The organism is Neomesorhizobium albiziae (assembly GCF_900114255.1).
GTDB lineage: Bacteria > Pseudomonadota > Alphaproteobacteria > Rhizobiales > Rhizobiaceae > Neomesorhizobium > Neomesorhizobium albiziae.
Map to the genome: position 1 here is coordinate 1 of NZ_FOSL01000058.1, position 11,468 is coordinate 11,468.

11 protein-coding genes are annotated in these 11,468 nt (G+C 64.0%); 7 read left to right on the top strand and 4 right to left on the bottom strand.

What is annotated here, in order from left to right; all coding sequences use genetic code 11:
* The 3 genes from F3H98_RS30070 to F3H98_RS30080 form a co-directional block, all read left to right on the top strand.
* On the top strand, positions 1-263 hold a 263-nt coding region (locus F3H98_RS30070; protein WP_149764589.1), incomplete at its 5' end, for a transposase.
* Positions 264-509: 246 nt separating this feature from the next.
* Positions 510-1,313 carry a DUF2182 domain-containing protein gene (locus F3H98_RS30075; RefSeq protein ID WP_149764591.1) on the top strand — a complete coding sequence of 268 codons (804 nt, stop codon included), beginning with the start codon at positions 510-512 and terminating at the stop codon, positions 1,311-1,313.
* Positions 1,303-1,944, top strand: coding sequence for a DUF1326 domain-containing protein (locus F3H98_RS30080; protein WP_149764593.1), 642 nt, complete (start codon positions 1,303-1,305; stop codon positions 1,942-1,944). The genes F3H98_RS30075 and F3H98_RS30080 overlap by 11 nt, the downstream gene beginning before the upstream one ends.
* Positions 1,945-1,975: 31 nt before the next feature.
* Here the strand turns inward: F3H98_RS30080 and F3H98_RS30085 are convergent, their stop codons facing one another.
* Positions 1,976-2,833, bottom strand: coding sequence for an inositol monophosphatase family protein (locus F3H98_RS30085; RefSeq protein ID WP_342211648.1), 858 nt, complete (start codon positions 2,831-2,833; stop codon positions 1,976-1,978).
* Positions 2,834-3,070: 237 nt separating this feature from the next.
* On the opposite strand from F3H98_RS30085, the gene F3H98_RS30090 reads away from it, so the two are divergent.
* The 3 genes from F3H98_RS30090 to F3H98_RS30100 all read left to right on the top strand — a co-directional run bounded on the left by F3H98_RS30090 (position 3,071) and on the right by F3H98_RS30100 (position 7,450).
* On the top strand, positions 3,071-4,087 hold the full coding sequence (locus tag F3H98_RS30090) for a polyprenyl synthetase family protein (protein WP_149764595.1): 1,017 nt from the start codon (positions 3,071-3,073) through the stop codon (positions 4,085-4,087).
* A gap of 333 nt (positions 4,088-4,420) precedes the next feature.
* Entirely contained in the window at positions 4,421-6,424 is a 2,004-nt protein-coding gene (locus F3H98_RS30095) for a tetratricopeptide repeat protein (RefSeq protein ID WP_149764597.1), read from the top strand.
* A gap of 84 nt (positions 6,425-6,508) precedes the next feature.
* The gene (locus tag F3H98_RS30100) at positions 6,509-7,450 is read left to right on the top strand and encodes a glycine--tRNA ligase subunit alpha (RefSeq protein ID WP_149764599.1); all 942 of its coding nucleotides are present in this window, start codon (positions 6,509-6,511) and stop codon (positions 7,448-7,450) included.
* A gap of 3 nt (positions 7,451-7,453) precedes the next feature.
* Here F3H98_RS30100 and F3H98_RS30105 read toward each other — a convergent pair whose 3' ends face one another.
* Positions 7,454-7,636: a hypothetical protein gene (locus F3H98_RS30105; protein ID WP_149764601.1), complete on the bottom strand. Its 183-nt coding sequence runs from the start codon at positions 7,634-7,636 to the stop codon at positions 7,454-7,456.
* 216 nt (positions 7,637-7,852) lie between these two features.
* Between F3H98_RS30105 and glyS the strand changes: the two genes are divergently transcribed.
* The gene (gene glyS, locus F3H98_RS30110) at positions 7,853-10,597 is read left to right on the top strand and encodes a glycine--tRNA ligase subunit beta (RefSeq protein WP_149764603.1); all 2,745 of its coding nucleotides are present in this window, start codon (positions 7,853-7,855) and stop codon (positions 10,595-10,597) included.
* Between the two features lie 29 nt (positions 10,598-10,626).
* On the opposite strand, the gene F3H98_RS30115 is transcribed toward glyS, so the two are convergent.
* Positions 10,627-11,073, bottom strand: coding sequence for a hypothetical protein (locus F3H98_RS30115; RefSeq protein ID WP_149764605.1), 447 nt, complete (start codon positions 11,071-11,073; stop codon positions 10,627-10,629).
* 44 nt (positions 11,074-11,117) lie between these two features.
* On the bottom strand, positions 11,118-11,468 hold a 351-nt coding region (locus tag F3H98_RS30120; RefSeq protein WP_149764608.1), incomplete at its 5' end, for a transposase.

Genomic DNA, 11,468 nt, shown 5'->3' on the forward strand with positions numbered 1-11,468 from the left:
CCCGCAAAATCCTGCGCTCCATCCACGAAGGCGCCCGCGACATGGCCCGGAATATTGCAACGACCGACGCCTACGTCGTCTCCCGCCGACAACGTAAGAAGGTCGAGATGCTGTTTGCACACCTCAAGCGCATCTTGAGACTGGACCGCTTGCGCTTGCGCGGACCGAATGGCGCAAAAGACGAATTCCATCTCGCCGCCGCAGCCCAGAACCTCCGCAAACTCGCAAAGCTGATCCCGATGCCGGCGCTGAAACCGGCATAAGACCGGTTGCGGCTCGTTGCGCGTAAAGATCGTCAGACCCAACCCGTCACCAGAAGCCGACTTCTTCAACGGTATCGATCAGAAACAGCCGTTGGCGGGCACAGCTATCCCGTTTGTCGAGTTCTGTTTGCGTTGGTCGTTTTTCGCTGGAAAGCCCTTGCGCTCGCTACAACCAGGACCGTCTCCGGTGTTTGTGGATGCGCCGTTTTCTGGTAGCGTTGAAATCATTGCGATCAGGGGGCTCCCGTGGCCCGCACCAACCTGGAACTCGTTCTGCGCCGCGACCGCCATATTACGATCGTGTCGTTGTTGCTCGTGGCGGGAGTGGCTTGGGCGTACACTTATGCCGGGGCTACGATGCCTCCAGTCGAGCCCGGCATGGGAATGGCGAATTCTCAAAGCCATACGATGCCGATGCCAATGGCATGGACGCTATCCCACGTCATGCTCATGATCCTCATGTGGTGGATCATGATGATTGCCATGATGGTGCCAGGCGCGGCACCGACGATTCTGCTCTTCGCGGCGATCAGCCGCAAACAGCTGCAGACGAGCGCTCCCATTGTCCCAACCGGAATTTTCCTCACCGCCTACCTGGTGGTCTGGGGAGCCTTCAGTCTTGTCGCCACCGGCCTGCAATGGGCGCTGGAGGCGGCCGGCCTCCTTGTGGCGATGACGGTAACCGACGCCGTGCTCGGCGGATCGCTCCTGCTGGCGGCGGGCCTCTATCAGTTGACGCCGGTTAAGCAGGCCTGCCTTCGGCGGTGTCGCGGACCGGTTGCGTTCCTGACTGAATATTGGCGACCCGGGGCCGCCGGCGCTTGGCGAATGGGCCTTGCTCACGGCGCCTATTGCCTTGGCTGTTGCTGGTTCCTGATGGCGCTTCTGTTCTTCGGCGGGATCATGAACGTCTTGTGGATCGCGGGTCTGGCTGTCTATGTGCTGTTCGAGAAAACGGTGCCGGCCGGTCATTGGCTTTCCCGGGCGGTGGGAGCGCTCCTCGCCATTGCCGGAGCGATCGTACTTGTCGGAGGATACGATGGCGATTGACTGGTCGATCGAGGCGACGACCTTCGGCAATTGTAATTGCGACTACAATTGCCCCTGCCAATTCGAACTACGCCCTACCCAGGGGCACTGCCGGGGCTTCGAAGTTGGCCGGATCGAACGCGGCCATTTCGGCGAAGTTCAGCTCGATGGTCTTTGCTATGCCCTTACCTATGCGTGGCCCGGTGCGGTCTTTGAAGGCAACGGATCTATGCAGGCCATCATCGACCAGAACGCAGACGAGCAGCAGCGCCAGGCGCTGATCACCGTGCTTCATGGCGGCGAGACCGAGGAAGCCAAGACCCACTGGTGGGTTTTCCACGCCATGTCGAGCACCGTTCATGAGCCTCTCTTCAAGCTGTTCGAATTCGAGGTCGATATAGAGGGGCGCACCGCAAGAGTCTCAATTTCGGGCGTTCTCGAGTCGACCGGTCGTCCCATCATCAGCCCGGCGACCGGTGACGAGCACCGGGTCCGGATCGATTTTCCGGCCGGCATCGAGTTCGATATCGCCGAGATCGGCAGCGCGTCGACCCAGGCGAAAGGAGCAGTCCCACTGGACCTCAACGACAGCTACGGACAGTTCAACATGGTCCGCCATTCAGGGACCGGGGTGGTCCACAAACGCGCCTGATAGCGCGGTGCCGGGTGACCTGCAGGTGTGATCAGCCAGACCCAACTGCGCCTTCCGCTGACAAGCCGTACGCGGAGGCCGACATGTCGCGGATCTTGCCGAACACGCCTTTGCCGCCGGCGATGGCGATGGTGCCGTTCTCGATGACGTTGCCGCGGTTGAACGGCTCGACGATGCCGCCGGCCTCCTCGATCATCAGCATGGCGGCGAGGCAATCCCAGGCGTTCATGTGTTCTTCGCTGTAGCCGATCAGCCGGCCGGCGGCGACATAAGCCAGCATCAGCGCGCCCGATGCATTGCGGAAGAAAACGCCGCCGTCGTCGACGATGGAGGCGACCAGCGGCACGATCTGGCGCGCGTTGGTGCGGTTGTTGAAGCCGACGCCGATCGAACCTTCGCTGATGCTGGCGGCGCCGGACGCCTTGAGCGGCCGGCCGTTGACGAAGGCTCCGCCACCGCGGCGGGCGTAAAAGGTCTCGCCGGACGACGGCTCGTGAACGACGCCGACGACGGTGGTGTTGTCCTTGACGCAGGCGATCACGACCGCCCAGGCGGGGATGCCGCGCACGAAGTTGGCGGTGCCGTCGATCGGGTCGATCACCCAGGTGTAGCCGGAAGTTCCCTTGACCGGCGCATGTTCCTCGCCGACGATGCCATCTTGCGGGTATTCCTTGGCGAGTGAAGCACGCACGAACAGCTCGACCTCGCGGTCGCCATTGGACACCAGGTCCTGGTGCCCCTTGCTCTCGATCGTCAGCTTGTCGATCTCGCGAAAGAACGTCATGCCGAGTTCGCCGGCGCGGCGGGCGAGTGCGATGGTGAATTCGAGGCGGCTGTCGAGGTCGTTGGTCATGGCACCGATGATGTTTGTGGCCAGAGCCTGTTCCATTCCGATTGGATCGGAATGGGGCTCTATCTCTTTGCTGGAGCATGATCTTATTCGAAAACCGGTTTCCACTTTTCGGGATCATGCTCCAAAGCGGTAACAGGCCAACCGAAAAGAAGCCATGGCCCCGCACCAAGCCGGCGCCGCGCCAATTCGCCGCTTGCCCGGTCTTGCCACACGGCTAGAATCCCCGATAGGACAGGAGTACGCCGCAGGCGTGTTCAAGACGGGAGTTCGCAAGTGGGCGTCGTTCTCAACCTCGAAGACGGGAAGCGGCCGGCCGCGTCGATCAAGGATCTGGTCGATCTGACGGCGGCCGACATGAGCCGTGTCAACGAGCTGATCCTGTCCAAGGCAGGCTCGGACGTCCAGATGATCCCCGAGATCGCCAACCACCTGATCTCTTCGGGTGGCAAGCGCCTGCGCCCCATGGTGACGCTCGCCGCCGCCCAGATGTTCGGCTATTCCGGCGACGGCCATGTGAAACTCGCCACCTCGGTCGAGTTCATGCACACCGCCACGCTGCTGCACGACGACGTGGTCGACGAAAGCGGCATGCGCCGCGGCAAGAAGACGGCGCGCATGATCTGGGGCAACCAGGCGAGCGTGCTGGTCGGCGACTTCCTGCTCGGCCAGGCCTTCCGTATGATGGTCGATGTCGGCTCGCTCGACGCGCTGGACATCCTGTCCACCGCCGCCTCGATCATCGCCGAGGGCGAGGTGATGCAGCTTGCCGCCGCCAAAAACCTCGAAACCACCGAGGACGAGCATTTCGCCGTGATCAAGGCCAAGACCGCCGCGCTGTTTTCAGCCGCCGCCGAAGTGGGGCCGGTGATCGCCGGCGCTACCCGCACGGATCGTGCCGCGCTTCGCTCCTATGGCATGAACCTCGGCCTTGCCTTCCAGCTTATCGACGATGCGCTGGACTATGGCGGCTCCTCGGCTGATCTGGGCAAGAACGTCGGCGACGACTTCCGCGAAGGCAAGGTCACGCTGCCGGTGATCCTGGCCTATCGCCGCGGCACCGCGGCCGAACGCGAGTTCTGGAAGAAGGCGATCGAGGACAATCAAAGCGACGATGCGCAGCTGGAAAAGGCCATCGGCCTGTTGACGCGCCATGCGGCGATTGCCGACACGATCGGCCGCGCCCGCCATTTCGGCGAGATCGCCCGCGACGCGCTGGCGCCGCTGAAGGCGACGCCGCAGAAGGCCGCGCTGATCGAGGTGATCGATTTCTGCATCAGCCGCGTCGCCTGAGACCTTTTTGAAAATTCTACCCCGACGGGCCTCTGGCGCGATTTTCTGCGCTTCCGGTGCTCACGGACTTGAATGTCCGCTGCGCTCCGGTTCTCGAAAACCACGCCATATGCCTCGTCAGGGCGAATTTTGAAAAAGGTCTCCACCGCAGGCTGGGAAAGACAAGCCCTGAGCCCACTCGGTCTAAAAAGCGGGTTGGCGTCAAAGGGCCGGTAACTGTATTATGAGCACGGTCCGGTTGAATGGCGACCCCAAAAAGGCCATGCTTTGCCTGATCATTGGCCGTCCTGAGTCCGCTTTGCGGACCGACTATTCACGGCGGGAAGGGAAATAATGCCGCTCAACAGCAGAAACTGGCTTGCCGGCCTCGCCGTCGCGGGCTTCGCGCTTGCCAACCAGCCTGCCTTTGCCAAGGAAAGCCCGGCCGAGCCGGTGGAAATCGGTTCCCTCTCCGGCGCGTTCCTGGCTGCCCGCATCGCCGAGGTCGACAACGATCTGAACGGCGCCATCGCCTATTACAAGCGCGCGCTGTCCTTCGACCCGACAAACCAGCAATTGCAGCAGAGCCTGATGCTCGGCCTGATCTCGCAGGGCCGCTTCGACGAGGCGCTGCCTTATGCCGACAAGCTGAAGGAAGTGCCGGATGTCGAGCGCTTTTCGCGGCTGGCGCTGGCGGTCGATAGCTTCAAGAAGAAGGACTACACCAAGGCCGAATACTGGCTGAAGCTGTCGCTGGAATCCGATCTCGACCGGCTGATCACCGGCCTGATGACGGCCTGGGCGAAGACGGGCGGCGGCAGCCCCAAGGATGCGCTCGCCCATCTCGACAAGCTCGACGGCCCGGAATGGTACAAGATTTTCGTGGCCTACCACCGCGCGCTGATCGCCGAGGGCGCCGGCATGAACGCCGAGGCGGACAAGGCCTATAAGGCGACTGTCGACGACATCACAGCCGGAAGTGCTGCGCCGGAAACCTGGCTGCGCGCGGCGGAAGCTTACGCCGGCTTCCTCGCCCGCGAGGGCAAGAAGGACGAAGCGCTTAAGGTGCTGGACAAGTCCGACGAGTTTTCCGTCGGCCGCCCGGCGGTTGCCGAACTGCGCACCGAGATACGCAAGGGCATGCCGATCCCACCGCTGGTGCAGGGCCCGACCGAAGGCGCCACCGAAATCTTCCTCAACCTCGGCACCGCGCTGAACCGCGGCGGCGGCGAGGCGTTCGTGCGGCTCTACCTGCAATATGCGCTGGCGCTGGAGCCCAAAAGCGACATCGTGCTGATGCAGCTAGCCTCGGTCGCCGAACAGCAGGAACAACCCGAAGAGGCAATCGCGCTCTACGGCAAGATCAGCAAGGGTTCGTCGATGAAACGGGTCGCCGAGCTGCAGCGCGGACTGAACCTGGCCGACCTGAAGCGGCATGACCAGGCGATCACCCAGCTGAAAGCGCTGCTCGAGGCGGCGCCCGACGACATGCGCGGCTACCTGGCGCTCGGCGGGGTCTACGCCTCGAAGGAGGACTATCGCTCGGCCGCCGATCTCTACGACAAGGCGGTGGCGCGGCTGCCCAACCCGACCGCTGAAAACTGGAACATCTTCTATCAGCGCGGTATCGCCAATGAGCGGCTGAAGCAGTGGCCGAAGGCGGAGCCGAACTTCCGCAAGGCGCTGGAACTGTTCCCCGACCAGCCGCAGGTGATGAACTATCTCGGCTATTCGTGGGTCGACATGAACATCAACCTCGACGAAGGCCTGAAGATGATCCAGAAGGCCGTCGATCTGCGGCCCAGCGACGGCTACATCGTCGATTCGCTCGGCTGGGCGTATTACCGCCTGGGCAAATACGAAGACGCGGTGCGCGAGCTGGAGCGCGCGGTTTCGCTGAAGCCGGACGATCCGGTGCTCAACGATCACCTGGGCGACGCCTACTGGCGGGCCGGGCGTCAGCTGGAGGCGACCTTCCAGTGGACACATGCGCGCGACATGAAACCCGAGCCGGACGTGCTGGCGAGCGTGCAGAAGAAGCTTGCCGAAGGCCTGCCGCCGCTTGAACCCAAGGCCGCACTCGGCACACCGGCGCCGACCGCACCAGAAGTGAAGCAGCAGGCTCCGGCCGCAGACAAGAAAACCGAGACCGAGACGCCCGCGGCACCGGAGACGGCGACGATCATTCCCGCCGCCTACAAGGTGCAGCCAGGGCAGTCCTTGTGGTCGATCGCCGCCGACAAGCTGGGCAACGGCAATCGCTACATCGAGATACTCAACCTCAATCCGCAATTGCAGGGCGATCCCGGCCGCATCGTGCCGGGCCAGGAACTCAAGCTGCCGGAGCCGGTGAACTGAGCGCTAAGTAACCGCCGCGCTTGACCGTTTTTCCCGCTGCCACTAGGACGGGCCATCCCGGTTTCCGACCGCAGAGGCCCGCCCGTGACTGACGCCCCTTCCATCCTGGATCCCAAGCGCTCCTTCCAGGGGCTGATCCTGACGCTGCACAATTACTGGGCGGCCTATGGCTGCGTGGTGCTGCAACCCTACGACATGGAAGTCGGCGCCGGCACGTTCCATCCGGCCACCACGCTCAGGGCGCTCGGGCCTAAGGGCTGGAATGCCGCCTATGTGCAGCCGTCGCGCCGCCCGAAGGACGGCCGCTACGGCGAGAACCCCAACCGGCTGCAGCATTACTACCAGTACCAGGTGATCCTGAAGCCGAATCCGCCAAACCTGCAGGAGCTCTATCTCGGCTCGCTCAAGACGATCGGCGTCGACCCGCTGCTGCACGATATCCGTTTCGTCGAGGACGACTGGGAGAGCCCGACGCTGGGCGCCTGGGGGCTCGGCTGGGAGTGCTGGTGCGACGGCATGGAAGTGTCGCAGTTCACCTATTTCCAGCAGGTCTGCGGCATCGAATGCGCGCCGGTTTCGGGCGAACTGACCTACGGGCTGGAGCGGCTCGCCATGTATGTGCAGGGCGTCGACAGCGTCTACGACCTCAATTTCAATGGCCGCGAGGGCGACGAGAAGGTCACCTATGGCGACGTCTTCCTGCAGGCCGAGCAGGAATATTCCAGGCACAATTTCGAATACGCCAACACGGCGACGCTGCTTCGGCACTTCGAGGACGCGGAAGCCGAATGCCAGGCGCTGCTGGCGGCCGGCGCACCGCAGCCCAGCGACAACGCGCCGATGCACAAAATAGTATTTCCGGCCTACGACCAGTGCATCAAGGCCAGCCACGCCTTCAACCTGCTCGACGCGCGCGGCGTCATCTCGCCGACGGAGCGGGCGCGCTACATCCTGCGGGTCCGCAACCTGGCGAAGGCCTGCGGCGAGGCATTCTTGCAGACGGAAGCCGGCGGCCTCGCTGCGTGAGGTTTAACAGGCGTCCGCCGCGACAGCGTCGGACGGAGCCGGTGTTGCCGGCTGGTTGACGGATACCGCCATGGTCTGCATCGCGCGGCGCACGCCCGTCAGCTGCGCGCCGCCGTTTCCCGACAGATAGATGGTGAAGCAGGCGGCGAGCGCCAGGATCTGGAGGAGGGTGGAAGCCGTCTTCATGGTCGTTCGCCAGTCAAAAGTCCTTCGTCTGGAGCGTCTGTCGCTTCAGCGTCCGGTTCGGTTCGTCGGGTTGTGCACAAAGGACGGGTGGACGCGGGATGGCCCGACATGCGGCAGAAAATTTTTTGTCCAGTCGTCCGGACCTGCCTGAAAGGGTGACAGCGGAGGCTCGGCTTGCTATTGCCCGCGCCGTAGCTTTGCCCTGGGAAGCCCCACATGCCCGACCTTCTGCTTGAACTTCGCAGTGAAGAAATCCCCGCCCGTATGCAGCGCAAGGCGGCGGGCGACCTGAAGAAGGCGGTGACCGACGGCCTCGTCGAGGCAGGGCTGACCTATGAGGCGGCGCGCGAATACTGGACGCCGCGCCGGCTGACGCTCGACATTCGCGGCGTCACCGCCCGTTCGCGCGACGTGCGCGAGGAGATCAAGGGGCCGTCGACATCCGCCCCCGAACAGGCGGTACAGGGCTTCCTGCGCAAGGCCGGCCTTTCCGATATCGCTAAGGCGCATGTGCACTCGGACCCGAAGAAGGGCGATTTCTACGTCGCCCATATTTCGAAGCCGGGCAGGGCGGCCGAGGAGATTATCGCCGCACTCGTGCCCGAGGTGATCCGCACGTTCCCGTGGCCGAAGTCGATGCGCTGGGGCAAGGCCTCGGCGAAGCCGGGTTCGCTGCGCTGGGTGCGGCCGCTGCAATCCATCGTCTGCAGCTTCGGGCCGGAGACCGAGGAGCCGGTCGTGGTCGATTTCGAGGTCGACGGCATCCGCTCCGGCAATGTCACCTACGGCCACCGTTTCCACGCGCCGGGCGCCATCACCGTGCGCCGCTTCGACGACTATTCGGCGAAGCTGGAGGCGGCGAAGGTTGTCGTCGACGCCGACCGCCGCAAGGAGATTATCCGCGCCGACGCGCGCAACATGGCTTTCGCTGGCGGGCTCGAACTGGTCGAGGATGACGGCCTGCTGGAAGAGGTCTCCGGACTGGTCGAATGGCCGGTGGTGCTGATGGGCGAGTTCGAAGAGGACTTCCTGCAGATTCCCGCCGAGGTGATCCGCCTGACGATCCGGGCCAACCAGAAGTGTTTTGTGACCAAGCCGGCGATCTCCCCCACCAGGGGGGAGATCAACCACCCACCGCTCTCCAACCGCTTCGTGCTGGTGTCCAACATCGAGGCGAGCGACGGCGGCAGGGAGATCGCCCACGGCAACGGCAAGGTGGTGCGGGCGAGGCTTTCGGATGCGCTGTATTTCTGGAAGACCGACCAGGGCGACGTGCCGGACCTCGGCGAACTGAAACCCTCCGCCGAGAAGTTCGGGCTTAACCTCGCAAAGCCGCTCGACCAGCGCATGGCGCGGCTCGATCATCTGAACGTCACCTTCCACGCCAAGCTGGGCACGCAGGGAGAGCGCGTGGAGCGCATCGCGCGACTGGCGGAGGAGATTGCCGGCGTTCTGGAGCGTCAAGGATTTCACCCCACCCCCGACCTGCGGTCGGACCCTCCCCATCGAGGGGAGGGAGGGGCGCCAGCCCCGCCGGTCTCCTCCCCCTCGATGGGGGAGGTGGCCCGAAGGGCCGGAGGGGGTGACCTCGCCCAACTTGCCCGCCGCGCAGCCGTGCTGGCCAAGGCCGATCTGCAGACCGAAGTGGTCGGCGAGTTTCCGGAATTGCAGGGCGCGATGGGGCGCAAATATGCCGCGCTGCAGGGTGAACGAGCCAGTGTCGCCGCCGCGATCGAGGAACACTACAAGCCGCAGGGCCCGTCCGATCGGGTGCCGACCGATCCGGTGTCGATTGCTGTCGCGCTCGCCGACAAGCTCGACACGCTGGTCGGCTTCTGGGCCATCGACGAGAAGCCAACGGGCTCGAAGGATCCGTTCGCGCTGCGCCGGGCGGCGCTGGGCGTGATCAGGATTCTGGTCGAGAATAGTATTTCGTTGTCGCTACTTCGGGCAACTATGTCCCCCACCTTGGACTTGTACATCAAGTTCCAGAAGGAGGGCTCTGAGCCACTTCTCGCAGCAGTTGACACCTTGGCAGCTCGAGGATTGGCGACCGCGGGCTATCGCCAGGAAGTTTACGACAGGCTTGTCGGGGAGTCAGGCAAGGAGGCCTTTGCCGAACAAACACCCGAGATGGCATGGGCCCTAGCTCAATCGCTCCTCTCCTTCTTCCACGACCGCCTGAAGGTCTACCTCCGCGACCAGGGTGCGCGGCACGACCTGATCGATGCCGTGCTGGCAAGCGGCGCGACGCCAATCTCCCCACTTGAGGGGGAGATGTCGGCCCCCGGGTCCGGCCTCCAGCCGGCCCGAGGACAGGCTCCGTCGACAGAGGGGGGCGCTGTCCCGCCAACCCCTCAATCGTTGGACAAGCGCTCTACGTTGCCCCCCTCTGCCCTGCCGGGCATCTCCCCCACGAGGGGGGAGATTGGCCAATCGCCGACGGCCGAAGGCCGCAAGCCTGACCGGGCGTCGGCCGGCCAGGCCGCCCCCGCGGAGGCCAGCGAGCAAAGCGAGCGCTCGGCCGTGAGCGGAATGAACGACGATCTCCTCACCATTGTCCGGCGCGTCGAGGCGCTGGGCAAATTCCTGGAGAGCGAGGACGGCAGGAATCTGCTCGCTGGAACCAAGCGCGCCGCCAACATTCTGGCCGCCGAGGAAAAGAAGGGCACGGCCATCGCCGATGCGGTCGAGCCATCGCTTTTCCGGGAAGAGGCCGAGAAAAACCTCTTCGCCGCGGTGAATCAGGCTGAGAAGCAAGCCGGCCAAGCGATTCAAAATGAAGACTTTTCCGCTGCCATGCTGTCGCTTAGCGCATTGCGTGAACCCGTTGATTCATTCTTTGAACGCGTTCTCGTGAATGATGAAGATGCGGCCGTGCGGGCGAACCGCCTGGCGCTGCTTTCGCGCATCCGCGCGGCCACCGGCCAGGTGGCGGACTTCTCGAAAATCGCCGGCTGAACCCTGCGGTGCTGCCCGGCGGGCTGCCCTTATTCGACCGTAGGGGCGGGGCCGTCGGACTGCTGGACGGGGCTTGCGGCGACCGGCGTCGGCGCTGTTGCCGGCGCGGCGGCTGAAGGCTCTGCCGCCGGCGAGGGCGCGCTCCCCGTGTCGCGGGCAAATGCTTCGCCGACGATGCCGCCACGAATGACCATCGGAGTAGTGTTCGGGCGGCGGCTGGATTTCTCTGGTTCGTCGCCGATTGCCGCGACGTTTTCGTAGGCGATGCCGGGTGCGCTGTTGCCGAGCGCAACGATCGACTTGGCTGCCGCCGGATCGACCGTGCCGGCAGTCATGATCGACGGCGAAACGGAGGAGGCCCCAAGCCTGACGATGGACGGGTCGGCGCTGCTCGGCGCCAGTTGCAGGATGGACGATGCCTGCGCTGCACCCGGCAGCAGGGTTCCCAATGCAAGCGTCGCTGCAAGAATTCTCATCGACTGACCGCCCTCTCAAGACATCATGCCCAAGCTAGAGCATTTCAGGTTTTGACAGAAGCGTATCCGGCGTTTGCGAAGTAGTTGGAGCATTCGTGGGGCTCGATGTTTGCGGCGAGGTTGCCGACATCTCGCCAGGTATCCTCAATGGTTCGCTTCTGTGCGAGGCGCATCCAATGCTTGATCTTGGCGAAAGCCTGTTCGATCGGGTTGAGGTCTGGCGAGTAGGGCGGCAGGTACCAAAGCCTGGCGTCGGCGGCGCGGATCATTTGCCGGACGGCTGCCGACTTGTGGGAGCCGAGATTGTCCATCACGACGATGTCGCCGGGCCTGAGCACCGGTACGAGCTGCTGCTCGACATAGGCGCGGAAGCACTCGCCGTTGATTGGCCCGTC

Bases quoted from the DNA above. Each gene is read 5' to 3' on its own strand.
- F3H98_RS30080 (WP_149764593.1), top strand. From the start codon at position 1,303: ATGGCGATTGACTGGTCGATCGAGGCGACGACCTTCGGCAATTGTAAT.
- F3H98_RS30085 (WP_342211648.1), bottom strand. From the start codon at position 2,833: ATGGAACAGGCTCTGGCCACAAACATCATCGGTGCCATGACCAACGAC.
- F3H98_RS30095 (WP_149764597.1), top strand. From the start codon at position 4,421: ATGCCGCTCAACAGCAGAAACTGGCTTGCCGGCCTCGCCGTCGCGGGC.
- F3H98_RS30105 (WP_149764601.1), bottom strand. From the start codon at position 7,636: ATGAAGACGGCTTCCACCCTCCTCCAGATCCTGGCGCTCGCCGCCTGC.
- glyS (WP_149764603.1), top strand. From the start codon at position 7,853: ATGCCCGACCTTCTGCTTGAACTTCGCAGTGAAGAAATCCCCGCCCGT.
- F3H98_RS30115 (WP_149764605.1), bottom strand. From the start codon at position 11,073: ATGAGAATTCTTGCAGCGACGCTTGCATTGGGAACCCTGCTGCCGGGT.